The organism is Vulcanisaeta sp. JCM 16159, assembly GCF_001316265.1.
Lineage (GTDB): Archaea > Thermoproteota > Thermoprotei > Thermoproteales > Thermocladiaceae > Vulcanisaeta.
Map to the genome: position 1 here is coordinate 228,193 of NZ_BBDN01000001.1, position 24,384 is coordinate 252,576.

Consider the following 24,384-nt stretch of genomic DNA (forward strand, 5'->3'; position numbering starts at 1 on the left):
CATACACGTTACGAATAAAAGCTTAATTACGAATAAAAATATAAAAATTTAATTATAAAAACATCCATAATTACTTAAATTACTTAAACCATAATATACCTTTCAATACGACATACCTAATCGAAAGAGATACGCAAGTTAATATTTAACCTAGGTAAAATAATCACGAGATATCCTAGTAGTATTATATATACATGAACTATAAATCTAAGTGACCTAGTGATACCTAGCTTTATTAATTAAAGTAACGATTTAAGATCGGCATATTGGAATTAGTTAGGCTTTGATTAGTGATTATTCAACACCAGCAACATTACTCATGCGGTAAATGTCGAGTAAGATCATTAGTAGCACCATTTTAAATGCATAGCACTTAAGCATGCATTAAGTTACGTAATTAAAAATTATTAACTAGGTTTTAGTGATCATAAACGGTAGGTGATGTTAAGCGGGGACGGATCTGATGGGTGAGGACCTAAGACCTGCGCGCTGACGCATCTTCATTAAGTCCTTGCAGGTGGTATGTGCAAGGTTTTTAGTTTGGGTAATGAGGTTACAATTTTGGCGTGGTAGTGTGCTAATTAATGATAAATTGGCGATGGCTAGGAGTTATGTAAATATTCTAAGGTCAATTAGAGATAGAGTGAGGACTGTCGATGATTTAAGTAGGGATTTTGTGCTTAGGGGTGCCGTTGAGCGTTACCTACACTTAGCTGTTGAATCCCTCATTGATGTTAGTATGAGACTGTGCTCAATTCTCAATCTTAGTAAACCCGAGAGGTATAGGGATGTTGCGAGAATATTGGTGAGCGCCAATGTCCTTAGTGATGAAACCGGTAAGTTGTTTGAGTTATGGATTGGCTTTAGGAATGTGCTTGTCCACGGCTATGCCGTGATAGATCCCGAGAGATTGATTGAGGCTTTAAGTGAGGTTGATGAATTAGATAGGGTAATTAATGAGATTGGTAATTTCGTTAGAAATAGGTCGATAGATCCTGATAATAATCAATCTATTACTAGCTATAGAGGATTTATTAACATAATTAATAGGGCTAGGCAGGTACTGGAGAGATCTAACTCTGTGTTATTCGCCTACGTATTTGGTTCATGGGCAATCGGTAGGGTGTCCCCAGGAAGTGACGTGGATATCGCCATATTCGCTAGCAAGGAATTAGGTTGGAAGGATCTCGTGAGCATGGCAATGGACCTAGAGGACTCGCTAGGGTTGAAGGTTGATCTCGTATATCTTAATAAGGCGCCGTTGTTGCTGGCGTATGAAGTTGTGAGCAAGGGTATCTTGATCTTAGATAGGGATCCCGAAAGAAGGGTTGACTTTGAGGTTAGGGCTATTAGGGAGTTCCTGGACTTTAAGCCAAGACTTACTCAATACTATGATACCGTGCTTAATCCTTGACCATAATTAACGCATTTAACACAGCCTTACCAACCCTGAGCACAGTATCCCTTAACTCGCTCGCTGTTAAGAACCTTCCAGCCCTGCCCTCAGTCAAGTTGTTACTTATTATGAGCACCGCTGCCGTCTTCACATTCCTAATGAGACCTAGGAGAAATAGTATTGCGGTCTCCATTTCAACGCCCAGGAAGCCCCTCGAACCAAGTACGTTGACTAGATCCTCCTCTGCGTAAAAAGCGTCACTGCTGTATACCGGGCCAACCCAGGGCTTTATATTCATCGATTCAAGACTTCTCACTAACTCACCCATTAGGTGGTAATCAGGTATTGCTGGGTAAGCTATGAAACTGCCCAGGTACTGCGTGTATATTCCTCCGTAGTTGTATGCGGAGCCCGTGGGCACGACAACATCGCCAATGCCTATCTCCCTCCTAAGCGCCCCTGCGGTTCCAAGGCGAACAATGAACCTGGCGCCCATGCTTATCATCTCTTCAATCACTATGGCAGCCGATGGAGCCCCAATTCCGTGGGTCGCCACGGTAATGTCGATACCATTGTACTTACCCGTGTACGTTATTAACCCCCTATTCTCATTAACGAGCCTCGCACCGACGAGCAACTCGCTTAACTGCCTCGCCCTCTCTGGGTCACCGACTATCACCACCCTCTCGGCAATATCCCCAGGATTAACCCTCAGGTGTATTGGCACGAGAATCACCTCATCACGTCAAGTACTGGCGTCTTACCAAAGTCCCCAAGATCAACCTCAGTCTCACCACCTGGGTATGGAATTAACCTAAGCCCAATCGACCTACGCTTAATACTGGCTATGGCATGTAAATCATTGATTAACCCATTAATGAGCGATAGTTGATTGCTTGGTATTGGTACCATGTCAACACCCGCCACGCAGGCCATGGTGTACTTAACGAGTTTGGAGAATGTGATTAAGCCCTCCCTGGCCCTAGCCTTAAGCTGCTCATCCTCAGCAAGCGGCAGCATTACCTCGTTAAATCCAGTCACCCTAAATTGATTGGATGCTTCCCAAATGGCCTTGTTCAATCTATAAATAGCACTTAGTGTGCCGGGTCCGCCGAACCTAATCCCATAAATCCTCTCAATGGCATCGACAACGGATTCCTCACCCCAGGGTGATAGTGAGACATCGATCCCCAGGTAATCAATGCCCAATTCACTTGCAATTTCCCTACCAATGTCCTCGGCAGTCCTAAATACCCTGGTGAGGTCATTACGTAGATTACGCTCATTACTTAACTCGCTTGGGTATAGTATTGATAGGCTATGCCATGCTATTGCGAGGTTTATTGAGTCTGGGTAGTACGGCGTGAGTATTGCATCGCCGATTAATGCGGCGATCCTCCTGGATAAGGCCCATTGATTTAGCTCCACAAGTTTCTTAAGCACGTTTGTAAATAACCCGGCGTTGTACTCATTCAATTCCTTGAAATCACCAACCCAAATACTCAGGTAACTCCCCGACTCAATGAATGCATCAACCAACTTATTTAGCTCGAACCTTGAATCCATGGCTATATTGAGTGATGCATGTATGTACCCAAGGTCAGTGCTTGCCTTATTTATCGTTGTTGATAATTCCTCAAAGTCCCAGGACGGCCCAGTGAAGGGTAGTGTAACCCTCCAAGTCCTTATCTCAATCCCTCTCCTACCACTAACGCTGCTTATTACATTACGTAGCTTAACCAATTCCTGCCTAAGCTCATCAGCATTAACCCTGCCATTCTCCACGGGGTAAAACAACGTAACTGCGCGGATAATCATTAACTCAGTAGTGGCCTATTCTCATTTAAGTATTGTCATTAATTAGTAATAATACGTTAGGTAGTGATTGTGCTCGTTAATAAACGAACCCCTAGCATATGCACTGCAGATACCCTTCAATGGGCACTTATCGCACTGCGGCTTGTCCCTAGTGCATACAGTCCTCCCAAACCTCCATAGGAAGTCATCCAACGCTATTGGGTCTAACTTGCCAATCCTAATCACCGCGTCCCAGGCATCACGAACTGCCAACCTAAGTTCAACATCAAGCTCCCTACTAAAGTGCATATCACGTCTCATCAACTCGAGAACCCAATCCTCAAGCCTTACAATGCCGAGCCTATAGGCAATCCTTGTGAGGTGATTATCAATTGGTAGCTTAACTTCCTGCGGCTTAACCTTTAGTAACCCACGTAACACCAGGAACTTAATCAATAGGTATGCCTTCTTCCTTACGGGGTCCTCATAGGCTGCCATACCGGATAACCTATCAATCAACTCCTCAATACCTGAGACATGGAAAAGCCTAATCGTTGTACCATAATTCCTAAGCACGTAGGAGCCCACATCCCTAAGTAGGTAAGCCCTAACACCATAATCCCAAACAGGTCCGTAATCACCAATGAGCCAGTCCCTAACCACCGCTGGTTCAAGCCTCCTTAGGTTGGCTGGGCTGAAGAAGGAACTATCCCTACTAAACATCTCCATACCCAACCTCCAAAGTAGGTCGGAGCCCGTGAAAACCTCATCGCCAACCCGCCTAGTGAATTGCCAATCCCCAATATTCGTCCTATGGTCAATCGCCACCATCGCCAAGAAGTAATTGTACGTAGCCTCTATATCCGCATCCTTAGGTGGGTAAAACCTTGGATCGAAGGCGTTGGACCTACGTAGGTCTAGCGATGCCAGTACCTTGGCTACTTCGATAATTTTGTCCAAGCTAAGTGTTGCGGGTATCCTAGCCATAACTAACTAGGCGCTTTGGTGCTTATAATCCCTACGTAATTATGACAACCAATGAATACCTAGTAGTACTTCCTAAACCCTAGTTGTGGTGCTACCTCCCTGAAGCACCTCCTGCATAGGTAGAGCCCGTACTTCCTAATGACTGCCTCGTGAGTACCACATCTTTGACACCTAATTACGGCCCTCCCATACTTACGCTCCTTGGGTGGCTTTATCTTCGCCATTCACGTACTCGGAAGAAAGCCCAGTTAAAAGTATTTTTGCCCGTGAAGAATTAAATAAGTCAGTTATTGCCTAGTTTTGGATGGCAATAACCATAGTCAGTACGGTGGAATTACCTGAAAAGGCCAGGGAGATGCTAAGGAACTATGATGTCAACCTCTACGAACTACCGAAGCTGGGCAAGGAAGAGCAATCAAGCGCGTTATCCAGCGCCGAGATACTAATGTGCTGGTGCGGTAGGGAGTTTGACCTGGCCAGCAATATTAAATCCATGCCCAGGCTAAGGGTGATTCAGACGTTCTCGGCAGGTGTTGACCACCTACCATTCACCGCAATACCAAGTAATATAGAGATCTATGGCAATGCAGGGGCTTACTCGGTGCCCGTTGCCGAGCATGCATGGGCCATGATACTAACGCTCGAAGGGATTGCACAGGCCCGTACTAAATGCCAGGGAGTACCTAGGCAATGAATTAACGAGCCCACGCAAAATCATTGAGTCAACACTACTCGTCCTCGGCACTGGCGGTATTGGTAGGGAGATTGCGAGGATTGGTAAGGAGGGGTTCAGGACCTACAATATCGGCATTAATAGAGGCGGTAAGCCGGCTGAGTACTTCGATGAGGTCCACCCAACAAGTAGGTTACTCGATGTATTGCCAAGGGCCGACATAGTGGCAATAGCGTTACCGCTGAATAAGCATACGAGGGGCTTAATCGGCGAGAGGGAGCTTAGGGCATTAAAGCGTGGTGCCATTGTCGTAAATGTCGGCCGTGGTGACGTGGTTAAGGAGGAAGACTTGTATAGGGTTCTTAAGGAGAGGCAGGACATTAGGTTTGGCACCGATGTTTGGTGGGTACATGATGTGCATGAGGAGATACCACCGAGGACGCCATTGACGGCATTACCTAATTTCCTGGGTACACCACACATAGCTGGTGGGGCTCAGAGGGAGATTGCTGAGTACGCGATGATTAGGGCTGTGGAGAACGTGATCAGGTACCTTAGGGGAGAGATGCCTATGAATAGGGTTAATAGAGATGATTACGTTTAGATCATGCCCATGAACCAACGTATCGCTTAGCCCTCGCTTAGAAATTTCTAATCATGGCTATCAACGCGGCATCACCGTAATACCTACTCCTCCCAGTACTCACCATGATAAAACACCACGTTTAGATAATCATAGATGAAGCCCCTCCTGACAGCTTCTTCATAAATCCTCCAGATGCGTTTTGTGGAAACAAGGCCTACGTAGAAGCCTCCTTCTCGAGTTCCTCACGGACCTTGTCCGGGAAGTCTATCGGCTTTACGAAGGGTTCCCTGGAAAACACCCTAAGCATTGCATTTAGTATGTCATTGTTATGAGGGTATGGCTTCTTCCTAACCATATTCTCATCGTTGCATAGGTACGGATTAATTTTTCTCTCATAACTTATCCTGCTCATAATTCCTGAGAAGGAACACCCTCGCCAACTCCTTACCGAGGTACATGGCATGTGAGTAATTAGTGAAGTGATTGCTATTCTTGAGCGTGTTATATGCCTCCTCAAGGGATTTAAACGAGAATCTCCTATGCAGTGAGTTAGTAATTGGCAACCTATGCTCAACAATCACGGACTCGCCCTCCCTCATAACCAGGAAGTTACCCCTTGGGTCCTCAACGAACTCACTGAATACATTGGCGTTTCTCCTCACGAACTCCTCAGCCCTGCTCAAGTCTTTGGCGTATATCCTGGCTGAGAACGGCATTACGGCTATGGAACCCACGCTATACCAGGCATTGAATTCGCTATTCAGGGCCTCGACGATTCTCCTCGCAAGAGACCACCATCTATATAACTGCCTGCACCAGTCATTGAGCACGTCCACACTCCTCAAATAAACCACTTGGTTGTAATAATCACCACTTATAACACCCTGAACCAGGTAATCACCCCCATAATAAACAGCATTGATTGAGTACGGATTAATCCTCAACTCCCTGACCATGGCTTCGACCACCTCGGCAGGTGGCTCAAAACCCTTAAGTCCAGCGTCACTGAGTCTCCTGAATGGGTGTGGCTTACCCATCGAGTCTATTACCACGAGCGGCGTTATCAACTCCCTATAATCACCCTTATCAAAGCCGTAATTTAGTACCAAGTCAACGAGCTTAACCCAGGACCTGTAGGTGTCCCTCTCATAAATGAAGCCACCAACCAGCGGCAGCACCCAACCACCGTCATGCTCATTTTCACGAACCTCCACACGCATCGATGGTCTAACGGGCTTGCGCCCAGGCCTGTAGTTCTCATGGACGGTCTTTATCAATAAGTCGGCGTTACGCGCCTTAAATGCCTCCCTAAGGTCTATCACCCTCACGGTAGACCTAACACCATCAGCAATATCCCTGTCCACGAGCAAGACATCCAATACGCCATCCCTAAAGAACTTGATCAGTAAATCGCCAACACCATTATAGTCAAGGCCAAAGACTATCAATGTGTCGACCCAGTTAAATCCTGATAGGGTGGCTACTATGTAGTTAATACCTATTGGTGTGTATAGATTACCGATTATACCCACGAGTTTAATCGAGTCACCAAGCAGCCTCTTCACCTGGTCAATACCGCTCCATAAGGTCACAATGGCTATGTTGGAATCCTCATTAATCACTTCATAATTAAATCTCACAACTTCCGTAGCGATGGGCCAGTTATAATACTTGCCATCATAACTAAGGGAGAATGCTGGGTATTAAGCTCGGTATTAACAATGCGATAGATATTATGAACATTAAGGCCCAAACCCTAACGTCACCCCTAAACACCCTAAATCCATCAAGCACTATACCAGGCAGGGCCAGCGGTAACAAGTTGAAAAAGCCCAGCCATGCATTGATCGCGTATACGAGGCCAGCATAGTAGGAGAATGGGCCAGGTAGTAATAACGATAGGGGTAGGAAGACCACGGCAAACACAATGTTCGTAGCAGGACCCGCAAGCGCTATCCTTAACTCATCATTTCTCGTGGGGTAACCCCAAACCTTTGGGCCTATTACTGTGGCACCGGGTGTGGCTATTATGAAATGGAAAAAGGACGTTGCCAGGGCAAGTAAAAGCCCAATCCACCAGGCCTTGAAATACGCTATGTAACCCAACCTCCTCGCCACCTCCCTATGCATCAGCTCATGACCGAGGAAGCCAGTCAGTACTGCAATAAATGTGGCCATTAAGCCGCCAACGCTAAGTAATGTACTGAAGAGGTTTGCGAAGGCTATTGTCATGATGATTAAGGCAATCACGATATCCCTAACCTCATGCCTATACGGCCTAAATGGCACTCCATAACCACCACCCCAATAATTAATGTTCATCAAGACGTGGTGATTAGATAATTATTAAAGCCTTTCACTCAGACTCATCAATACCTCTTTAAACAACCTATTAAACACGAAGGGGCCCTCGTACGCGAATGCCGTAACCACACCAACCATGTTCGCACCACTCCTCATTAAATCAATTACTTGCCATCCATGGAAGACACCGCCAAGCCCAATGACCGGGTTCCCAAAGCCCCACCTCCTAACCTTGATGATCAACGACTTAACAATTGGTAGATCGGGTAGCCGCTTAATCCACCATAACCAACGGAAATCCCAGGCTCCTTAGTTGGCAGGGTATTGGCTATCGTCAACCCAAACCCACGCTTACCAGCCATGTTCATAACCCACCTGTAAAACTCAATATCAACCCCAAGGGGCAGTTTTACGAACAACGTACCTGGAAATGCCTCAACACCCCTAAGCAATTCACCTAGATACTCCCTATCCGATATCCATGAGCCACGGTAAGTGGGACTACTAATATTTAACTCCACGGCGTCCACGCCGTAACCCCTTAATTTATTAAGCATGTACATAAACTCGCCGATTGAGAACCCCGCCAGGCTAATAATTACGTAAGTACGAAGCCTGCGCAGTCTATTGAGAATACTCGGTAATCGGCTTACGAAGTCTACGAAGCCCCTTGATGGTAAACCCATGGCATTAACCATGGCCTTTAAACCAGGGTACTTAACGATGCGTGGTTTCGGATTGCCAAGACGCGGCTTAAGCGTAATTGAGCCAATGGTTATGAAGCCAATACCCGCTGATGTGATTCGTGACGCCAGAAATCCATCCTTATCAATCCCCGCGCCAAGTCCCAATGGATTCTTAAGAAGCTTGCCGTTAACTTCGATTGGCATCTCAATGCCACGGCTGTGGTAATTAACAATACCACTCCTAATGAGTGCATGTGAGGTCTTGTAGGTGAACTCAGGAGGTAGGTAATTAATTAGTTTGAGTACCTGGGTTAACACGCGTGCTCACCAGGTAATTGATTATTGAATTACGTAACTCATCACTGATTAACCCATTCTTGATGAGAATGTCGATCACCTCCGTAATCCGAAGTAGGGCAGCGGCGTTAACGCCCTCCCTCCTGATTGCATCAAGCCCGCCCTGTTCCCTATCAATGAAGGCTGCCGCCACAATCACATCGCCACCGTGGCTCCTAACAGCCTAATAGCCCTAATTATTGAGCCTCCCGTGGTCACTACGTCATCGATTACGGCAACCCTCATACCCTGCCTCAAATCACCCTCGACAAGCCTCGCCGTACCGTGTTCCTTAGCCTCCTTCCTAACGTATATCATGCCCTTACCGAGTTCGTAAGCAACCATTGAGGCCCAGGGTATACCAGCCGTTTCTATACCCGCCACAGCATCAATGTTGAAGCCCGATAGTAAATCGGCCATAGACTTAACCAACTGCCTATAAATGCTTGGATGGGTTATTGCAAGCCTTAAGTCAATATAGATTGGGCTCTCAATACCGCTGGTTAATTTGAACCGCCCAAACTTGATTGCGCCTATCCTGTAAAGACTTATTGCCAATTCATCGCTTGGCATTGCCATCACGTCAGTCCAAAGTACCTCTCAATGTCGTTGAGTTCATGTATTGTGCCGCAGTAATCACATACAAGCTTTAGTGGTTCCCTAGACAGTACCCGGAACCTACTCCTTACGGGCTCCCTTTGTTGATTCGTTATGCACCTCGGGTTCTTACACTTGAGTAATCCCTCAATAACGTCTGGTATCGCCACCTTGAACTTGCTAACTACCTCGTAATCCCTGATTATATTCACCGTGGCCGTTGGCGCTACGAGAGCCACTAGATTAAGCTCATCCTTAGTTAATTCCCTGCCCTCGATCTTAACGATGTCCTTAGTGCCAAGTTTCCTACTCTCCACATTCATGACCAACGCCACCCTAAACCCCTCACGACCGCTTATGCCCAGTAACCGAAGCACCAAAAGTGCCCTACCGGTTGGTATGTGGTCAATCACCACACCATCCCTAATCTTACTAATTATCAACTCCCTCTTACTGCTCATGATTTATCACCAGCAAGCACGAGCTTCAACAATGCCATGCGCAGGGGAACACCTAGGCTGGCTTGTTTGAAGTACCTGGCCTGCGGCATGTTGTCGACGGCGAAGTCAATCTCATCAACCCTGGGCAGTGGATGAAGGATTACTAGGCTTGGTTTACCCCTCTCGATTAACTTGGGCGTTACCTTGTAGGCGCCTTTAACCTTCTCGTACTCCATTGGGTCAGGGAACCTCTCCCTCTGTATCCTGACGACGTAAAGCACGTCTAAGTCATTAATCACGCCGTATGGGTCGTCGGTCCAGTCATACTTCATGTTCCTCGAATTCATGAACTCAACAAGCTCCTGCCTGGGCCTGAGTAGCTCCGGAGATATTAAATGAAGCTTAACCCTGTAGTAGGACAGGGCCTGAATAAGCGAGTTAACGACCCTCGCATACCTAAGGTCACCGAGTATCCCAATGGATAGGTCATCAATTACCTTAAACTCCCGCCAAATCGTGTACAAATCAAGCATGGCCTGGGTTGGGTGATTCTGCGAACCATCACCAGCATTAATCACAGGTGACTCGGCGATCTCGGCTGCGAACTTAGCAGCACCCTCAAGGCTATGCCTAATGACTATGGCATTTGCATATGCATCAAGCATTCTAATCGTGTCAGCAAGGTTCTCGCCCTTAGTCATCGACGTGGCCTCGGTACCGCTGAAACCGATTACCCTACCACCAAGCCTGAGCATAGCCGTCTCGAAGCTAAGCCTAGTCCTGGTGCTCGGTTCGAAGAAGGCCAGGGCGAGAACCTTATCACCGAGAAGGTCAAGCCGTGACTTGGCGTATTTCTCCATGTTAAGAGCCTCAGAAAACAATACCTCAAAATCCTCCCTACCGAAGTCCAGCACGCCTATGACATCCCGATTAAACCAAGTCATGCCTAGACTTTATATTTTAATTTAAATTAAACTTTCGTTATTTATAAAGTTAATAATATATTATGCATCTCATGTGTTTATGTACTATAAGAAATAGAAATCAATTATGATTATTTATTCATGGAATAAAATAATACCAAGAATAAACAATTCCTACCTTTTCTATCTGACCCCTCTGCAGGCGCTTGGGCGAACCATCGCATACTCTTAATTACTCTCCATCTTCCTTTATCATCCTCAATTTGATATAGAACTTCACAAAGTTTTGGGCACGACTTTAATCCAAGGCACCCCAGGCATACACCTCCTACCCGGTCTACAATCACCGTAGTAAACCTCAACCACCCCGGCACACCCACCTCCTCATCCATCTCCCTATCTCTTTTTGTTTTAATTCCCTGTCCTGGAGGATAGGGTCTTCCTTATCACCCGATTTACTTAACCCCATGGGCAAGTCCCGCAGGCCTTAGGAACCATGATGCGTCGTTCTCTACCCATGCACCCTTAATCATTAAGTATCGCGCTAAACCAACACACGTTGGTAAAGGGCATTAAAGAGGAATTTTCAACCCCGCTCGGCTCACATTCTCTGAACACCCGATGTATAAAAAAAGTCCTGTGAATCAAGTAAAACCGATGGTTATGGGCTTAAGAGTGAAGTGGCTAGTAGTGGCTGTGGTAATCGCATCATAGCTTCTCTATTTGTCAGTAGGTTCATCATGAGACCCGTTATGAACCATGTTACTAAGCCCCCCACACTGGTACCGCAATCGATTATTTATGGTAGTGTTGCTTGTAATAATTCCTACAATGTCCTCGTACCTGGCAATACGACAATAGTCCTCGTTTATCACGTTCATGGTAATTTCACCATTAATGACGTATCACTAGCCATAGACTTCCCACTGAGCATCATTAATAAGACGCTGTCGGCGGCGTTTAGATTGTCAAATCTGGAGAACGCCATGTGGCTTGGCATTTACATAAATGGCAGGTTAACGGCCATTGATAATCAATCCGAACCAATCATTGCATTAATTAACGCAACTAACCAACCATACCCATACGTCTACTACAATGCGACAACAAAGACCTATGAAAATGTGCCAGGTAAGTTAACGACATTTTGGCAGTTCGTCAAGGCCGAGAACATACCAGCAATATACACGGACTTCAACGTAGAGTTTTCAGCTGTCCACGTCAAGCCAGGTGATACAATCGTGATAGTTCTATACTCAGCAGTCCCCTACGCACTACCGGTCTGCAGTATCGCTAGCGAGACCGGGGAGGTTCAGTTAATGGTCAAGAATAACTTAATTGGCTTCTCACCACCAAGCCCAAATGCTGTGCCAACAGCCCAGCAGTTGATCGAGACTAGTAGGTACATAACTGAGGTACCCACAATATACCTAGTGAGCAAGCCGCCAATTGCCGGAAACCCGGAAATAATAAGCATAGGCAATATAAAGCCATACATGAACAACACAGCACCAGTATATATAATGGCATACTCCTGGTTCAGCGGGTGATGGATATGATGGTGAGTTTCCTCAGTCTCCGCAGGATTATACGTACCAAACAAGGGAGGATGGGTTGGGAGTATTTCTGTTCCATCTCAGCAGACGAATCGTTGGTACAGGTCTAATGTTATTTGGGCCGGTGCCAATGGTGGTTCTGGCACGTTTTATTACTGCTCTATTTTACCACTTTATCAGAGTCCGTTGGCCCAGAACACTGCCGAGAGCTCTAATGTGAGGTATACGCAGATATACACAGTGCCGATATGCCCATACCCACCCTCATTGCCATGGACTTGCATAAGCTATGAGGAGGTATACCAGGGCTTTCAGACGTAGTTTGGTTACGTGGTTAAGAATCCTCAATTTAAAAACCAATACCTCCCTCTCCTTTCCCTTCATTTCCACCCTCACTTTTACTATATATTATGTTGACAGTTAATTTAATAGAGAGTTTCTTCGAAAGTTGTTGGAGTACCGTTATGGACCTAGTACTTTAATGGTGAATTTACCGCCGTGCACAACCTTAATAGTGTTGCTTGATAATACTTCATACCTACAGCTGCTGCATTGAATCTCCCTGGGCGTAATTGGTGAGTCAATTAATAATTCGTACTGCCCATCCCCAGCGGACTTACCTGGGCCTTCGTAATTAATCATGAGTTCCTTACCCCTCATCGATATGCTCACGTTCTTAATTAGCCCATGTATTGTTAATATATTGCTGGCCGTAACTCCACGCCTCAGTAAATCCACAGGCATGCCCCTGAGCATTGTTGGTACTTCGAATAAGTCATTTATTATTAAATCCCTAATAAGCATTATGAAGTCCGCCGCAGCCCAGCCATGCGGTGCATCACCCTGCCACCCCCCTCAGTTATTATTGATATTCCCTCAGCCCAGCCATAGGTCGGTGACGCATGATTAACAATCCACGTTAAGTACCTGCCCACACGCTCCCTATCGCCAAGTATAGCCCAAGAGTGTGCCAAGTTCATCGTTAGGTAACTACCGTAGGTACCCCACTGGTGGGTGTTCATTATTCCACCGTTTAGTCCATACAACTCCTCAGTGACCTCGAGCGTTCTCTTGACCAATGGATTATCGAGTGGTAACGCCATTGTAGGCCACACAACCGCAATGACCCTAGTCATTGCCGAATCAGCGACCCTCTCCGGCGCAGGCACCATGTATTCAACGCCGAGTCTCGCCCTAACAACATTTATCGAGTTAACCAGGGCATCCACGAACTCCCTATGCAACTTCTCAACCCACTCATAATCCTCATGACCCATATCCCTAAGCACCCTGCCCAGTTCCCTTAACCCAGCTATGGCCCACATATCGTCCCAGTAATGGTGGTCCATGGGCCCGTATCCTCGGCAGACCAGGACGGTGGTAATAAACCCCTTATTGACTCATCGCCAGTCACCTCCCTATTCGTCTCCAACCACTCAACACCACGCCTAATCATTGGGTACCACCTCCTCAACGCATCATAATCCCTCGTTAACTGCACATACTTACTCACAGCCCATAAGACCTGCCCATTGGCGTCATATTCCCTCACCTCGAAATCCACGGCCTTGAAATAACCGCTTGTGTCAACCCTCCTTAACAGTTCCTCAACAACGGCCCTGCCCATGTCCGTTAGGTTAGACATTGTGAGGGCCGTGGCCATGTATGAGCCATCCCTTATCCAGAATAGGTGATATATCAATGGGCCCGGCGTTATTTTACCCCCATCCCAAAGCATTACCAAGTTTGCGATCGATTGATGGAGAATATCACCAATGACACTACCGTTTATTAGTACCGAGAACGACCTCTCACTTATTGAGTCCCAATTACGTAATTCCGCAACCACATCATCATCACTGACCGCCTTGACTAAGGCCCTATTATGCGGGGTATTCCTGAGGGGATCCATCGGTGCCTTAACCCTGAGCCTCCACTCATTACCCACATTAATAACGGCATTAAAGCCAAGGGCTGCGTGAGCCCAGCCCAATTCATCATTAACGTAAAGCTCGCCGTTAAGCCTACCAAGGGCCGCATCCTCACTCGCATCCTTATTTGCATCGTATGAACCAAATTGCGCCGGTTCCCTATCTGTAGTTAAGGCTAATTCGCCATTAATTGTTACGAACCACCCATCACCCTCAATACCAGCATTCTTCACCTCGACCATGTGATCGACGTTGTACGGCCTAGTCACTAAATAAATAATGTAATTGCCCGGTAAACCAGTTATTCCAAGGTCAATAATTAACACATCAACCCAGACCTACTAGCTACCGTTGACCTCGTAACAACCCTCATAAGGCCAAGGTCCCATTCATTAATTATTATTGGATAACCAGGTCTCTCGAGGTATTGCCTAAACGAACCATGCAAACCCGGCATGTAAAGCCTTGATTCGTCGTAGATCCACACCTCGAATGCGACGTTTTTACGGGCCATAAAGAGCATTGCCGGGTCTATCACGGCCTCATTAACACCCTGAACACTACCAACATGCCCCAATCCTTAAAGTGAATATTCCTAAACGGCATTAACTGGGCAGGTTCAAAGCCCCTGCCGGCAGGCTCTAATTGCTGTCTCAACCACCTTGGCCAAGCCCAATTAGGTCTCCTGTAGTATAGGCCCATTATGAACATGGAACTGCCGAAACCGTTTAAGGCGGACTTTATGAACTCATCAACATCCCTACCCCACATTTTGGCTGCATGTTCAAACCGTTTACTAACGTGGCTCATTCTGCTTCTTGAAACATTAATTTAGGGCATTTTAATAAATTCCCCAATTAGAACCTTGCATATTGTGAATCAATACGATTTTACTCTGCATAATAATTAAACTGGTTATACCCAACCTATTGGAAAAATTTATTTTACTAAATAATTCAGTGCTCACTGTAGAGTCATGGTGAGGGTTTACCTTCATGAAGTTACGAAGATATTTGGAAAGAACGTAGTTGCACTAAATAAGGTGGAGCTTGAGGTAAGGTCTGGAGAGTTCATGGTTGTAATGGGGCCGTCAGGTCATGGAAAGACAACGTTACTCAGAATCGTGGCAGGCCTTGAGGAACCAACTGAGGGCGAGGTATGGATAGGTGATACACTCGTTGCGTCACCGAGAAAGGGCATATTCATACCGCCAAGGGATAGGAACGTGGGTATGGTATTCCAAAACTGGGCCCTTTATCCGCACATGAAGGTCTTCGACAACATAGCCTTCCCATTAAGGATTAAGAGACTCCCAAGGAATGAGATCGAGAAAAGGGTTAAGGAAATAGCTGAGGTCCTTGGTATAGCCGAAACACTAGATAGATACCCGAGGCAGCTATCAGGTGGTCAGCAGCAGAGGGTGGCAATCGCGAGGGCGTTGGTTAAGGAGCCCCAGGTGCTCCTCATGGATGAGCCATTCAGTAACCTTGACGCCAGGATCAGGGTCATGGCAAGGGCATTCGTTAAGGATATCCAGAGGAAACTTGGGATAACCACAATACTCGTGACCCACGACCCAGCCGATGCATTAACCCTGGCAGATAGGATCGCAGTACTTAGGAGAGGCTCCATTCAACAGATCGGTCTTCCCAACGAGATTTATGATAAACCAGTAAATGTGTTCGTGGCAAACTTCATAGGTGATATAAACCTATTTAATGGTTTAATCATCGGTAAAGACAACGAGGTCTATTTCGATGGTGGTGATGTGAAGGTTCAACTACCACGTAGTATAAACGTGCGAGGTAACGAAGACGTGATTCTCGGTATAAGGCCCGAGGATGTGATCCTGTCTAAGGAAGTCATTAATAATAATGACCTAATCTATGTTGGTAAGGGCATTGTTGAAATATCGGAATTCGCTGGCGGTAAATTCAACGTGATGGTTAAGCTACAAAGTACTGAGGTTAAGGTTGTCTCATCAACCAGCTTTGGACTTGGGGAACCCGTACACATGTACTTCAATATACATAAGATAAAGATATTCGATAAGCAAACGGAGAAGTTACTATACGGATAGAGACCTTGTTAAAATTTTAATACTTTAGTGAACCAACGTATTGACCTAGATGGCGTATAAGGTCAAGGACGTATCTCTTGCCGAGAAGGGACGCTTACTCATTGATTGGGCCGAGAGGCACATGCCGGTTTTAATGAAGATTAGGGAGAGATTCATTAAGGATAAACCGCTTGAGGGCGTTAAAATATCGGCTAGCCTACACGTGACTAAGGAAACCGCAGTTTTGGTCCGGACACTAGTCGCTGGCGGGGCCACAGTAACCCTAGTGCCCTCAAACCCACTATCCACGCAGGATGAGGTCGCAGCCGCACTTGCTGAGGAGGGCGTACACGTGTATGCATGGAAGGGCATGAATGAGAGGGAGTACTACAACGCGATTGGTTTTGCCATTTCTCAGGAACCGGTCGTTACTATGGACGACGGTGCCGACCTAACCGTAACACTGCATAAGCTTGCCCTTGGCGTTAAGAGCAGTGAGACGAACTACGCATTGGAGACAGCTGGTGACAGGGACTTCGCTAAATTAATAAGCGGTGTTTACGGCGGTACTGAGGAGACAACCACAGGCGTCATTAGGCTGAGGGCAATGGCGAAGGAGGGAACGCTCAGGTACCCAATAATCGCCGTTAACGACTCATACACCAAGTACCTATTTGATAATAGGTATGGAACTGGACAATCAACTTGGGACGGGATACTTAGGGCCACGAATATACTAGTCGCGGGAAAGATAGTCGTTGTCGCAGGTTACGGTTGGGTTGGCCGTGGAATAGCCATGAGGCTAAGGGCCTTGGTGCACGTAGGGTAATCGTCACCGAGGTAAACCCTGTAAGGGCGCTTGAAGCCGTCTTTGATGGATTCGAGGTAATGCCCATGAGCGAGGCTGCGGAGGTCGGTGACATATTCATAACGGCCACCGGCGACATAAACGCAATAACCCTGGATCACATACTCAAGATGAGGGATGGGGCTGTCCTGGCCAATGCAGGTCACTTCAACGTAGAGATTGACGTGGCGGGCCTCGAGAGGGTTGCGGCTGAGAAGAGGAGGATTAGGGACTACGTGGTTGAGTATAGGTTACCAAACGGTAAGAGGGTCTACCTGCTTGCCGAGGGTAGGCTCGTTAACCTAGTGGCTGCTGAGGGCCATCCGAGCGAGGTCATGGACATGTCCTTCAGCAACCAAGCGCTCGCCGTCGAGTACATAGTAAGGAATAGGGGTAAGTTACAACTCGGTGTTCATAAGCTACCTGATGAACTCGACATGGAGGTTGCAAGGCTTAAGCTTGAGACCATGGGCATAAGGATTGACCAACTGACCGAAGAACAGAGACGTTACATAACCAGTTGGGGTCTTGGCACTTAATCATTATCGCTACCAAGGAAAATCTTTTAGAGCAGTAAATTCTGTAGTATAATTAAAACTATGGTAATACCATTAATGCTCATCTGGATAATAACGCTATATAGTAATGGTACATCAGTTGTGAACTTAAACACAACCTTAGCCGGCGAGTTCGTGACGCTGCAATTACCCGTTCAGCCTCAATCATACGTTATGGTCCTTGTCAATGGCTCGACAACGGCATACATGATAAACGGTACATCAATAATAATACCTGTACTAGGAACCGCCAATGTGTCGGTAAAATATGTACCAAAGGTATTCATAAAGAACAACTTCGTTGGGATAAACGTTAGTAACTCCACAGTAGAGATTATTGTCCCAAGCAATATACTCATTGCAAACATGACACTATCAATAATCAACATGAACATGACAAATAACGAGTTAGTAATAACTGCTAGGGGACCTGGTGAGTTTCTATACACCATAATGCCGACACCAATATCGACACCGCCGAAGCACGCGCCAATAATAACAACACATTCGTATAATTACGGAATCATCATAGCGATCATCATAGCAATTATAGCGATTTCATCCATATTCTATGTGCTAATGAGAAAACGTGAAGGGGAGAGGGGGGAGGCCATATCCACGACTGCCTTGAATCTTAACGAATACGAAAAGGCCATACTGAATTATTTGAGGTCCAGGGGTGGTTCTGCCTTTGAGGTCGATATCTCCAAGGATCTTGGCATACCGAGGACGACCGTGTGGAGGAGCGTCAGGAGGCTTGAGAGCATAGGTCTTGTTAGGATTACTAAGGTTGAGGGTAAGAACATGGTTATGTTAATCAAGGATTCACAATACTAATTAACCTGGCAATTTCAAGGAATGAAGAGACGATTTCCTTAATGAAGTCATTGCCGATTCCTTGAGCGGTCTCACTGAATTCGTTAATCCACGATGTAAATCCCTTAATGAGCAGGGCTGCTGCCGTAGTTAATGATAACGTTAGCTTGATAAATCTCCATCACTCACCGCAATCCTTAATAAATCAGTGGGATTGCCATTCACTGGCTCGCTGCTCATTAACTTAATTAGACCAAGGCTTACGCAGTAAAGTGCGTGGAGCTTTGACGCCCGCCTTAGCGTATCTCCGGTTAATTCCGTAGATTCGGATACCGTGTACATGAACTCCTCATGCAGCAGCTCTGCGGTTGATGATATGTAGTCCCTATTACCGGCCTTGAATGCCGCCATTAAGGCATTAATAATATCATTAATTTTTAATTCCCTAATTAACTCATTCATTGTGGTCATTAAAAATAATCCTCATTGGCAGTAAATAAAAATTAAGGCGCTCTAATTAATTGGCTGGGATGAAAAAGCTTGAGGATAAGATAAGGGCGTACATAATTAGGTATATGGACCCAAGTAGGTTTGGAGGTAGGGTTATTCTTATTCACGGCATCGATACTAGGAATTCCCAGATATAAGTAAGGCGAGGTCTGTCGCCTTCTCCATGCCTGGAATATCGATAATAATCGCTGTACCTAGGAAGGAAGAGACTGATGAAGCGTTCATAAGATTCGTAATGCTTAATAAGGAGACTTAGTAGTCCTTAATCACTTTATATAGTGCAAATACTTAAATTAAGGTTAGTTTGCGTAAATTAGCGTGAGGCTCCTCGAATACAAAGGCAAGGAGTTGTTGAATAGGTACGGCGTTAAGATACCCAGGGGCGCCATAGTCAAGAGCCTCGATGACATTAAGGTACTCAACACCCTTAAGTTCCCATTATTTGCAAAGTCCCAAGTACCCTTTGCAGGTAGGGCTAAGATGGGCTTGGTGAGGAGGGTCGACACCATTAAGGATGCGGAGAACGCGGCCAGGGATTACCTGGGCAAGGTTATTCAGGACTACCCGATTAGAAAGGTACTGTTCGAGGAGGGGGTTAACGTGGCCAAGGAACTCTACGTATCCATAACCCTGGACAGGGAGAACAGGGGCTACCTAATGCTGGCATCCACGGAGGGCGGCATCGATATAGAGGAAGTCGCGAAGAAAAGCCCTGAGAAGATAATTAGGCTTTACATAGATGACTACGAGGGACTAAGGGACTACATGATCAGGGGAGTAGCCCAAAAACTCGGTCTAGAGGCTCTGCGGCGCAGGACTTCGTGACCGTGGCCAAGGCCATGTATAGGGTATTCACCGAATACGATGCAGAGCTTGTGGAGATAAACCCACTGGCGCTCACAACCGATGGCCAGTTAATAGCCCTTGATGTTAAGGTCATGATAGACGACAACTCACTGTTTAGGCATCCAGACATCAGTGTTGAGGATAGTGATTACACAATGGAGGAGCTCGAGGCCAGGAAGTACGGACTACACTACGTGGAGTTGACGGGCTATGTGGGGATCATGGCCAACGGCGCAGGCCTGACGATGGCAACCATGGATTTAGTCAAGGAGTATGGTCATGAGCCGGCCGATTTCCTCGACGTTGGCGGCGGTGCAAGTAAGGATTCGGTTAAGGAGGGATTGAAAATGCTATTGACTGATGATAGAATAAAGGCTGTTTTAATAAACATATTCGGTGGAATAACGAGGTGCGACGAGGTTGCCAGGGGCGTTGTTGAGGCGCTGAACGAAGTCAAGACCAATAAGCCAATCTTCATTAGGCTAAAGGGCACTAATGAGGAGGAGGGCAGGAAGATACTGGCTGAGGTAGGACTTAAAACCTATGAGACCGCGGAGGAGGCAATGGAGGCGCTATCAAAGGCTATAAAGAGGTGATGGGCATGGCAATACTCGTTAATGAGAACACGAAGGTCCTGGTCCAGGGAATAACGGGTAGGGAGGGGTCAAGGCATACGGAGTATATGCTTCAATACGGTACAAAGGTGGTGGCTGGAGTCACGCCGGGTAGGGGTGGTCAGACTGTTCATGGCGTACCTGTATTCGATACGGTCGAGGAGGCACTTAGGAAGTTCCCTGACATAAACACGTCGATAATCTTCGTGCCAGCCCAATTTGCGGCTGACTCGGTATACGAAGCAATCGATGCAGGCATCAAGCTAATAGTAATAATCACAGAGCATATACCAATACACGACGCCCTAAGGTTCGTGAACTACGCAAAGAGGAAGGGCGTGACCATAATAGGCCCCAACTGCCCAGGAGTCGTAAGCCCACTGAGGTCTAAGGTCGGCATATTACCAAACCACATATACACCAAGTCGGGGCCGGTCGGTATTGTGTCCAGGAGTGGAACATTAACCTACGAAATATCTTACCACCTAACCCAGGCAGGGATTGGGCAGTCAACGGTCGTGGGCATTGGCGGAGACCCAATAATAGGCACAGACACGCTCGAGGTAGTGAAGATGTTTGAGGAGGACCCAGAGACGAAGTACATAGTGGTCATTGGCGAGATAGGCGGGACAATGGAGGAGAGATTGGCTAAGTACATAGGGTCTGGGAAGGTCACGAAGCCCGTGGTAGCCTACATATCGGGCAGGACAGCACCGCCAGGCAAGAGGATGGGACATGCTGGAGCCATTGTTAGCATGGGCATGGGCTCCTACGAAAGCAAGGTTAAGGCATTCCAAGAGGTTAATGTGCCCGTGGCCAGAACACCCACCGAGGTTGTTAAACTAATCAAGCAGTACATACGTTAAAATCATAGTAAACAAACTTCAATAAAAATCATGCTGAATCACTATTATTTATGTGAAGATCAATATAATCATTAAGGAGGATCTTAACTAGGCCCTCATTAATTATCGTACTAATCAACTCGAGGTAAGCATCGGCAGGCGTCACGGACTTGATCGTAACACCAAGAGACCTACTAATACTCCTAATATTACTGGTGCACTCCTGAAGCATTGGACACCTCGGGCAAGCCCTCGGCGACTCCTTACCATTAATAATCACAAGACCAGCCCTCTGATCAACAATCGCACCCTTATCATTGAGAACCTCGAGAACCGCGTAATCACCGAACTCCCTAACCCTATAAACAAGGAATATTGTAGCGGCCAGGTAATAACCACCATCCTTCCTAACCAACCAACCACGCCTAATGAGGGCGTTTAAGTACCTGAATACCTTGGCCCTGGGCATGTTCAACCTCCTAATAAGCTCCGTAGGGCTGGCCACGCCGAAGCTATTAGCTTGAGGAGCTTAGCCCTATCAAGCTGAACACCAAAGTCAAAGTTATACTCACTGAGTATGCGAATACCACCACTAATGACGCTGGGAAACTTGGGAACCCTAATACCAACCCTAACCTTAATACTCATTAATTGGAAGATAAAACTAAGTTATTAACCAATTACTCTTCAAACCAGGGCGATGCATTGATCATGCGGATGATTCGGCGGCGGTAGCACCGCCAGACTGCTCAATAACCTTATCAAGCTCCTCGAGTCTCTTCCTAATCTCATCCTTGGGAAGAGCTATCTTTAGTAATTTACCATCCTTAATCTCATACCTAATAACTCTCTCAGACTCATCAAAGACATACTCAGGAGGCTTAGCCATATCCTCAGGCTTAAACTTAACCTCATCAAAGTCAACATAGGCAATGTCATGAATAGGCGTGGGGATCAAGGCACCGACTGGGCACGCATCAACACAGAAGTGGCACAGAATGCACTCGGTATACCTAATACCTGGGTAGAACTTACCATTGGGAGCCCTATACATTTGAATCGCATTCACTGGACAGGCCCAGGCACACTGGAAGCAGCTTATGCACTTCTTAATATCCAGCATTATCCAACCCCTAAACCTCTCAGGAACCCACCTGACCTCGCGTGGGTACTGTATCGTGAGTCTATTTGGCTCCACGACCTCCTTAAACCCCGTGATTAACGCCTTCGCGTGGTAAATAATGTCTTCAGCAAGGGTTCCCCTTGGTTGTTTTACCTTTATGACCACGTTGCCTTATTACGCCCTTAAGTATTTTAAGCTTTATGGTGAATCCTATTATATAGACCCTGACTATTACAATGCGCTAATAAATTATGATTATCCTTAATTACCATGAAGAAATTAAATTAAAACCAATGGTTTTAATTATAAGTTTATAATTTACGCCCTAACCTATCGATACATTGGTTACTATTTGTGTGGAGTTAACGATACAGATGTATGGCGTTATCTGAACTATGTCAATTGGCCTACCCTCGAGCAATAAATCCACCCACTTATACACGGGCAGTCCACAAATGCTGAAGGTATAGAAGGCATTGGGTGGCAATAGGACTGGGTATACTAGTACCATGTGCGCATAGCCAATGGGTAGATACCTAAAGAAGTTATTCGGAGCGAATTGCCTCAGCACCCCAGTGTAGTAAAGTAGGACTTGCTGATACTCACTAGGTGTGTAGCCTAGGAATAGGGTGCCCATGACTAGGTCCTCCTGCATTTCATAAAGTGCAAACGTGGCGTTCTTACCAATTGTTTGGAGCCCATACTCAAGGCCAAGTAATGGTTCGCCCGTCTCATTAATAATTTCGCGTGCACCAGGAGGCGCTAATTCAAGGTAGCCCCAGCTCTGTTCTGTGGTTTGGAAGGTGAAGTGTGGGTTGATTGTTGATGTGAGGCCAGGCCCTGAGTCATCGATTACAATCAAGTGTGAATCATTGAATATCTGTATTGCGTAGTATGACAGCAGTATCGTACCTACGCCACCGGCACTAGACCCTGCAAGGACCACTTGTTTCCAGGGTCCCTGGGCTGCCGCCCACCTCATCGCCATTATTGCATCGACAAAACCAACGTGGTAAGTCGTCACGCAGTCCATCATGCCGTTAATGCCAATGCCGCAGTACTCCATGACCCTATCCCCAGAGAATACATCGCCTGTGTCGTATGGTATGAATACGTATGTCCAGTTCCTAAAGGGATTCAGTGGATTACTCCTGTTGAATATTCCTGTATATGCGAAGAGGTCGACCCAGATGTTTGGGTATGTGGCGTTCATGGTTAATACAGTACTGACACCAAGCACCGGGTACCAACAGGTGTAGTAATCTGTGCATGCACCACCGGGTTCCAGGAAGACGAGGAGTTTGTCCTCCGTGCCCCTACTCACGAGTATGTAAGTCCTACTACCATTACCAGCCCTGGCTGGATATGGGAGCCAAATCAAGGTCCACTGGTTCCCTGGCTTGGGTAGTTGATGGGTAGGCTACTCAGGCTTGGCATGCCGGCTAATGACGCATTGAATGGGTTTGCATAGTATGGTATTAGGATGATCCTGAGATCTGTTGTACAGTTGAGGGGCATGTAGTTGCATTCGTAGGGGGTTATGGTTAAGGATTGAAGTGTGTAGATTGATTGAAGTGCGTGGGCGCCATGGGCTTGGACGATTATTATCATTATTGCTAGTATTGATAGCACAGTGAGAGCCCTATAGATTCTGTAGTACATCATGAGCATTAATTCACGCTTTGTCTTTTAAACTTTATCTATATTTATCCTAAATAGTAGGTAATTAATAAAAGATCTATTCCTCATGGATAAATATTATTGCCTAGCAATCCATGTCAAAATCACTAGAGTACGTATTAACGTGGTTATCGAAATAACTACATAAATAATGTATATAGGCTAGGCAATAAACATGTCATGAATAAATGCCGGTCAATTATGCAAGCTCAATGCTCTCAACAGGTCTTGCCACGGCCCTATATATATTATTAACCCTCTCAATACTAATGTAA

At 46.2% G+C, this 24,384-nt stretch carries 33 protein-coding genes and 1 pseudogene; 10 read left to right on the forward strand and 24 right to left on the reverse strand.

Annotated elements, in window-relative coordinates; genetic code table 11:
• The first annotated feature begins 547 nt into the window (after window positions 1–547).
• On the forward strand, window positions 548–1,414 hold the full coding sequence (locus tag JCM16159_RS01290; protein ID WP_054856686.1) for a HepT-like ribonuclease domain-containing protein: 867 nt from the start codon (window positions 548–550) through the stop codon (window positions 1,412–1,414).
• Here JCM16159_RS01290 and JCM16159_RS01295 read toward each other — a convergent pair.
• Genes JCM16159_RS01295 through JCM16159_RS01310 form a run of 4 tightly spaced genes read right to left on the reverse strand, consistent with a single transcriptional unit; the run spans window position 1,404 to window position 4,404 of the window.
• Entirely contained in the window at window positions 1,404–2,123 is a 720-nt protein-coding gene (locus tag JCM16159_RS01295; protein ID WP_054856719.1) for a purine-nucleoside phosphorylase, read from the reverse strand. The two genes, JCM16159_RS01290 and JCM16159_RS01295, sit on opposite strands and share 11 nt — an antisense overlap.
• Before the next feature lie 5 nt (window positions 2,124–2,128).
• Window positions 2,129–3,214 carry a DUF711 family protein gene (locus tag JCM16159_RS01300; protein ID WP_054856687.1) on the reverse strand — a complete coding sequence of 362 codons (1,086 nt, stop codon included), beginning with the start codon at window positions 3,212–3,214 and terminating at the stop codon, window positions 2,129–2,131.
• A gap of 42 nt (window positions 3,215–3,256) precedes the next feature.
• The gene (locus JCM16159_RS01305) at window positions 3,257–4,180 is read right to left on the reverse strand and encodes a hypothetical protein (RefSeq protein ID WP_054856688.1); all 924 of its coding nucleotides are present in this window, start codon (window positions 4,178–4,180) and stop codon (window positions 3,257–3,259) included.
• Between the two features lie 59 nt (window positions 4,181–4,239).
• On the reverse strand, window positions 4,240–4,404 hold the full coding sequence (locus JCM16159_RS01310) for a 30S ribosomal protein S14 (RefSeq protein WP_013336226.1): 165 nt from the start codon (window positions 4,402–4,404) through the stop codon (window positions 4,240–4,242).
• Between the two features lie 80 nt (window positions 4,405–4,484).
• On the opposite strand from JCM16159_RS01310, the gene JCM16159_RS13320 reads away from it, so the two are divergent.
• Complete coding sequence (locus JCM16159_RS13320) at window positions 4,485–4,874, forward strand: hypothetical protein (RefSeq protein ID WP_243665503.1); 390 nt, start codon at window positions 4,485–4,487, stop codon at window positions 4,872–4,874.
• Window positions 4,831–5,457: an NAD(P)-dependent oxidoreductase gene (locus JCM16159_RS13325; protein ID WP_243665504.1), complete on the forward strand. Its 627-nt coding sequence runs from the start codon at window positions 4,831–4,833 to the stop codon at window positions 5,455–5,457. Before JCM16159_RS13320 ends, JCM16159_RS13325 begins: the two co-directional genes overlap by 44 nt.
• Before the next feature lie 196 nt (window positions 5,458–5,653).
• On the opposite strand, the gene JCM16159_RS13330 is transcribed toward JCM16159_RS13325, so the two are convergent.
• From JCM16159_RS13330 to pyrB, 9 genes are read right to left on the reverse strand one after another with little or no spacing between them, the layout of a single operon-like run.
• On the reverse strand, window positions 5,654–5,851 hold the full coding sequence (locus JCM16159_RS13330) for a hypothetical protein (protein ID WP_243665505.1): 198 nt from the start codon (window positions 5,849–5,851) through the stop codon (window positions 5,654–5,656).
• Window positions 5,832–7,079, reverse strand: coding sequence for a hypothetical protein (locus tag JCM16159_RS01325; RefSeq protein WP_054856689.1), 1,248 nt, complete (start codon window positions 7,077–7,079; stop codon window positions 5,832–5,834). Before JCM16159_RS01325 ends, JCM16159_RS13330 begins: the two co-directional genes overlap by 20 nt.
• Window positions 7,080–7,122: 43 nt before the next feature.
• Window positions 7,123–7,761 carry a site-2 protease family protein gene (locus tag JCM16159_RS01330; protein ID WP_054856690.1) on the reverse strand — a complete coding sequence of 213 codons (639 nt, stop codon included), beginning with the start codon at window positions 7,759–7,761 and terminating at the stop codon, window positions 7,123–7,125.
• Window positions 7,762–7,785: 24 nt separating this feature from the next.
• The gene (locus JCM16159_RS18185; RefSeq protein ID WP_367834193.1) at window positions 7,786–7,986 is read right to left on the reverse strand and encodes a hypothetical protein; all 201 of its coding nucleotides are present in this window, start codon (window positions 7,984–7,986) and stop codon (window positions 7,786–7,788) included.
• Complete coding sequence (locus JCM16159_RS01335) at window positions 7,983–8,747, reverse strand: dihydroorotate dehydrogenase (protein ID WP_367834194.1); 765 nt, start codon at window positions 8,745–8,747, stop codon at window positions 7,983–7,985. The genes JCM16159_RS18185 and JCM16159_RS01335 overlap by 4 nt, the downstream gene beginning before the upstream one ends.
• On the reverse strand, window positions 8,719–8,925 hold the full coding sequence (locus JCM16159_RS13335) for a hypothetical protein (protein ID WP_243665506.1): 207 nt from the start codon (window positions 8,923–8,925) through the stop codon (window positions 8,719–8,721). Before JCM16159_RS13335 ends, JCM16159_RS01335 begins: the two co-directional genes overlap by 29 nt.
• Window positions 8,922–9,338 (reverse strand): orotate phosphoribosyltransferase, encoded by a 417-nt coding sequence (pyrE, locus tag JCM16159_RS01340; protein WP_243665507.1) that lies wholly within the window; start codon window positions 9,336–9,338, stop codon window positions 8,922–8,924. Before pyrE ends, JCM16159_RS13335 begins: the two co-directional genes overlap by 4 nt.
• A gap of 5 nt (window positions 9,339–9,343) precedes the next feature.
• The gene (pyrI, locus tag JCM16159_RS01345; protein ID WP_054856691.1) at window positions 9,344–9,823 is read right to left on the reverse strand and encodes an aspartate carbamoyltransferase regulatory subunit; all 480 of its coding nucleotides are present in this window, start codon (window positions 9,821–9,823) and stop codon (window positions 9,344–9,346) included.
• Complete coding sequence (pyrB, locus tag JCM16159_RS01350) at window positions 9,820–10,746, reverse strand: aspartate carbamoyltransferase (RefSeq protein WP_054856692.1); 927 nt, start codon at window positions 10,744–10,746, stop codon at window positions 9,820–9,822. Before pyrB ends, pyrI begins: the two co-directional genes overlap by 4 nt.
• Window positions 10,747–11,405: 659 nt before the next feature.
• Here pyrB and JCM16159_RS01360 point away from each other — a divergent pair.
• Complete coding sequence (locus JCM16159_RS01360; protein WP_054856694.1) at window positions 11,406–12,275, forward strand: hypothetical protein; 870 nt, start codon at window positions 11,406–11,408, stop codon at window positions 12,273–12,275.
• 468 nt (window positions 12,276–12,743) lie between these two features.
• On the opposite strand, the gene JCM16159_RS13340 is transcribed toward JCM16159_RS01360, so the two are convergent.
• From JCM16159_RS13340 to JCM16159_RS13360, 5 genes are read right to left on the reverse strand one after another with little or no spacing between them, the layout of a single operon-like run.
• Window positions 12,744–13,085 (reverse strand): hypothetical protein, encoded by a 342-nt coding sequence (locus JCM16159_RS13340; RefSeq protein ID WP_243665508.1) that lies wholly within the window; start codon window positions 13,083–13,085, stop codon window positions 12,744–12,746.
• Window positions 13,085–13,606 (reverse strand): hypothetical protein, encoded by a 522-nt coding sequence (locus JCM16159_RS13345; RefSeq protein ID WP_243665509.1) that lies wholly within the window; start codon window positions 13,604–13,606, stop codon window positions 13,085–13,087. Before JCM16159_RS13345 ends, JCM16159_RS13340 begins: the two co-directional genes overlap by 1 nt.
• Window positions 13,594–14,538 carry a hypothetical protein gene (locus tag JCM16159_RS13350; protein ID WP_243665510.1) on the reverse strand — a complete coding sequence of 315 codons (945 nt, stop codon included), beginning with the start codon at window positions 14,536–14,538 and terminating at the stop codon, window positions 13,594–13,596. The genes JCM16159_RS13345 and JCM16159_RS13350 overlap by 13 nt, the downstream gene beginning before the upstream one ends.
• Entirely contained in the window at window positions 14,532–14,750 is a 219-nt protein-coding gene (locus tag JCM16159_RS13355; protein ID WP_243665511.1) for a hypothetical protein, read from the reverse strand. Before JCM16159_RS13355 ends, JCM16159_RS13350 begins: the two co-directional genes overlap by 7 nt.
• Window positions 14,747–14,983 carry a hypothetical protein gene (locus JCM16159_RS13360; RefSeq protein ID WP_243665512.1) on the reverse strand — a complete coding sequence of 79 codons (237 nt, stop codon included), beginning with the start codon at window positions 14,981–14,983 and terminating at the stop codon, window positions 14,747–14,749. The genes JCM16159_RS13355 and JCM16159_RS13360 overlap by 4 nt, the downstream gene beginning before the upstream one ends.
• Before the next feature lie 205 nt (window positions 14,984–15,188).
• Between JCM16159_RS13360 and glcV the strand changes: the two genes are divergently transcribed.
• From glcV to JCM16159_RS01380, 3 genes and pseudogenes are all read left to right on the forward strand, one after another.
• Window positions 15,189–16,292 (forward strand): glucose ABC transporter ATP-binding protein GlcV, encoded by a 1,104-nt coding sequence (gene glcV / locus JCM16159_RS01370; RefSeq protein WP_054856695.1) that lies wholly within the window; start codon window positions 15,189–15,191, stop codon window positions 16,290–16,292.
• Between the two features lie 49 nt (window positions 16,293–16,341).
• Window positions 16,342–17,657: pseudogene (gene ahcY / locus JCM16159_RS01375) on the forward strand (adenosylhomocysteinase).
• 60 nt (window positions 17,658–17,717) lie between these two features.
• Window positions 17,718–18,512 carry a helix-turn-helix domain-containing protein gene (locus JCM16159_RS01380; protein WP_054856696.1) on the forward strand — a complete coding sequence of 265 codons (795 nt, stop codon included), beginning with the start codon at window positions 17,718–17,720 and terminating at the stop codon, window positions 18,510–18,512.
• A 141-nt stretch (window positions 18,513–18,653) separates the two neighbouring features.
• On the opposite strand, the gene JCM16159_RS01385 is transcribed toward JCM16159_RS01380, so the two are convergent.
• A complete protein-coding gene (locus JCM16159_RS01385) occupies window positions 18,654–18,962 on the reverse strand; it encodes a hypothetical protein (protein ID WP_243665513.1) in 309 nt (102 codons plus the stop codon).
• A gap of 357 nt (window positions 18,963–19,319) precedes the next feature.
• Between JCM16159_RS01385 and JCM16159_RS13365 the strand changes: the two genes are divergently transcribed.
• From JCM16159_RS13365 to sucD, 3 genes are read left to right on the forward strand one after another with little or no spacing between them, the layout of a single operon-like run.
• Window positions 19,320–19,826 (forward strand): ATP-grasp domain-containing protein, encoded by a 507-nt coding sequence (locus JCM16159_RS13365; protein WP_243665514.1) that lies wholly within the window; start codon window positions 19,320–19,322, stop codon window positions 19,824–19,826.
• Complete coding sequence (locus JCM16159_RS13370) at window positions 19,823–20,443, forward strand: hypothetical protein (RefSeq protein WP_243665515.1); 621 nt, start codon at window positions 19,823–19,825, stop codon at window positions 20,441–20,443. The genes JCM16159_RS13365 and JCM16159_RS13370 overlap by 4 nt, the downstream gene beginning before the upstream one ends.
• 5 nt (window positions 20,444–20,448) lie before the next feature.
• Window positions 20,449–21,327, forward strand: a complete 879-nt coding sequence (gene sucD / locus JCM16159_RS01400) for a succinate--CoA ligase subunit alpha (protein WP_054856720.1) — start codon at window positions 20,449–20,451, stop codon at window positions 21,325–21,327.
• A 28-nt stretch (window positions 21,328–21,355) separates the two neighbouring features.
• Here the strand turns inward: sucD and JCM16159_RS01405 are convergent, their stop codons facing one another.
• The 5 genes from JCM16159_RS01405 to JCM16159_RS01420 form a co-directional block, all read right to left on the reverse strand.
• Window positions 21,356–21,811, reverse strand: coding sequence for a helix-turn-helix domain-containing protein (locus JCM16159_RS01405; protein WP_243665516.1), 456 nt, complete (start codon window positions 21,809–21,811; stop codon window positions 21,356–21,358).
• On the reverse strand, window positions 21,778–21,954 hold the full coding sequence (locus tag JCM16159_RS13375; protein ID WP_243665517.1) for a hypothetical protein: 177 nt from the start codon (window positions 21,952–21,954) through the stop codon (window positions 21,778–21,780). The genes JCM16159_RS01405 and JCM16159_RS13375 overlap by 34 nt, the downstream gene beginning before the upstream one ends.
• A 61-nt stretch (window positions 21,955–22,015) precedes the next feature.
• Window positions 22,016–22,594, reverse strand: coding sequence for an NADH-quinone oxidoreductase subunit I (locus JCM16159_RS01410; RefSeq protein ID WP_054856697.1), 579 nt, complete (start codon window positions 22,592–22,594; stop codon window positions 22,016–22,018).
• A 160-nt stretch (window positions 22,595–22,754) separates the two neighbouring features.
• Window positions 22,755–23,810, reverse strand: coding sequence for a pectin acetylesterase-family hydrolase (locus tag JCM16159_RS01415; protein ID WP_054856698.1), 1,056 nt, complete (start codon window positions 23,808–23,810; stop codon window positions 22,755–22,757).
• Window positions 23,807–24,094: a hypothetical protein gene (locus JCM16159_RS01420; RefSeq protein ID WP_054856699.1), complete on the reverse strand. Its 288-nt coding sequence runs from the start codon at window positions 24,092–24,094 to the stop codon at window positions 23,807–23,809. Before JCM16159_RS01420 ends, JCM16159_RS01415 begins: the two co-directional genes overlap by 4 nt.
• Between the last annotated feature and the right edge of the window lie 290 nt (window positions 24,095–24,384).

What these genes read in the sequence shown, in the direction of transcription:
- JCM16159_RS01385 (WP_243665513.1), bottom strand. Translation starts at nt 18,962, where the DNA reads ATGACCACAATGAATGAGTTAATTAGGGAATTAAAAATTAATGATATT.
- JCM16159_RS13320 (WP_243665503.1), top strand. Translation starts at nt 4,485, where the DNA reads ATGGCAATAACCATAGTCAGTACGGTGGAATTACCTGAAAAGGCCAGG.
- pyrE (WP_243665507.1), bottom strand. Translation starts at nt 9,338, where the DNA reads ATGCCAAGCGATGAATTGGCAATAAGTCTTTACAGGATAGGCGCAATC.
- JCM16159_RS13345 (WP_243665509.1), bottom strand. Translation starts at nt 13,606, where the DNA reads ATGTGGGCCATAGCTGGGTTAAGGGAACTGGGCAGGGTGCTTAGGGAT.
- JCM16159_RS01380 (WP_054856696.1), top strand. Translation starts at nt 17,718, where the DNA reads ATGGTAATACCATTAATGCTCATCTGGATAATAACGCTATATAGTAAT.
- pyrI (WP_054856691.1), bottom strand. Translation starts at nt 9,823, where the DNA reads ATGAGCAGTAAGAGGGAGTTGATAATTAGTAAGATTAGGGATGGTGTG.
- pyrB (WP_054856692.1), bottom strand. Translation starts at nt 10,746, where the DNA reads ATGACTTGGTTTAATCGGGATGTCATAGGCGTGCTGGACTTCGGTAGG.
- JCM16159_RS13330 (WP_243665505.1), bottom strand. Translation starts at nt 5,851, where the DNA reads ATGAGCAGGATAAGTTATGAGAGAAAAATTAATCCGTACCTATGCAAC.
- JCM16159_RS01330 (WP_054856690.1), bottom strand. Translation starts at nt 7,761, where the DNA reads ATGAACATTAATTATTGGGGTGGTGGTTATGGAGTGCCATTTAGGCCG.
- JCM16159_RS13340 (WP_243665508.1), bottom strand. Translation starts at nt 13,085, where the DNA reads ATGCTTATTAGGGATTTAATAATAAATGACTTATTCGAAGTACCAACA.
- JCM16159_RS01305 (WP_054856688.1), bottom strand. Translation starts at nt 4,180, where the DNA reads ATGGCTAGGATACCCGCAACACTTAGCTTGGACAAAATTATCGAAGTA.
- JCM16159_RS01300 (WP_054856687.1), bottom strand. Translation starts at nt 3,214, where the DNA reads ATGATTATCCGCGCAGTTACGTTGTTTTACCCCGTGGAGAATGGCAGG.
- JCM16159_RS01290 (WP_054856686.1), top strand. Translation starts at nt 548, where the DNA reads ATGAGGTTACAATTTTGGCGTGGTAGTGTGCTAATTAATGATAAATTG.
- JCM16159_RS01310 (WP_013336226.1), bottom strand. Translation starts at nt 4,404, where the DNA reads ATGGCGAAGATAAAGCCACCCAAGGAGCGTAAGTATGGGAGGGCCGTA.
- glcV (WP_054856695.1), top strand. Translation starts at nt 15,189, where the DNA reads ATGGTGAGGGTTTACCTTCATGAAGTTACGAAGATATTTGGAAAGAAC.
- sucD (WP_054856720.1), top strand. Translation starts at nt 20,449, where the DNA reads ATGGCAATACTCGTTAATGAGAACACGAAGGTCCTGGTCCAGGGAATA.
- JCM16159_RS13360 (WP_243665512.1), bottom strand. Translation starts at nt 14,983, where the DNA reads ATGTGGGGTAGGGATGTTGATGAGTTCATAAAGTCCGCCTTAAACGGT.
- JCM16159_RS13375 (WP_243665517.1), bottom strand. Translation starts at nt 21,954, where the DNA reads ATGAGTATTAAGGTTAGGGTTGGTATTAGGGTTCCCAAGTTTCCCAGC.
- JCM16159_RS01420 (WP_054856699.1), bottom strand. Translation starts at nt 24,094, where the DNA reads ATGATGTACTACAGAATCTATAGGGCTCTCACTGTGCTATCAATACTA.